At 41.7% G+C, this 398-nt stretch carries 1 protein-coding gene; it reads right to left on the reverse strand.

All coding sequences use genetic code 11. The features are described 5' to 3' along the window. A partial coding sequence (locus E3E28_RS10985) for an ATP-binding protein (RefSeq protein ID WP_167915470.1) occupies positions 1 to 398 on the reverse strand: 398 nt, incomplete at both ends.

The following is a 398-nucleotide window of genomic DNA, read 5'->3' on the forward strand; positions in this document are numbered from 1 at the left end:
TCAATCCTGCTTAAAATTCTCACAGCGTCATTGTGCTCTCCTTGTGGAGCAAAGATGTGAGCCTCTTCCACAATCAGAAGGATTGGTTCAGCGAGAGCTTTGCTCTTAGCTTCAATATCCCTCATAGTTTTCTCAAGCTCTCTCATTTCTTCTTCTAGCTTTGAAGTTCTGGCAACTCTGCTTTCTCTCAGTTCTTCTTTTATACGTTCAAGCTTCTTCCTTGCTTTTTCATAATCCACTCTCGCCTCAAATATAGCATGCAGAAGCTTACCAACGACAACTTTCATCTGCCCCTCATCTAAAGGACCCAAATCGATGACATTAGCTTTACCCGGCTCAATCTGGGAAATTAAATCCTCACTCGTCAATAGTGCTCCATAGTTTCTTAAGAATCTTCT

The sequence above is a fragment of the Thermococcus sp. 21S9 genome (assembly GCF_012027635.1).
Classification (GTDB): domain Archaea; phylum Methanobacteriota_B; class Thermococci; order Thermococcales; family Thermococcaceae; genus Thermococcus.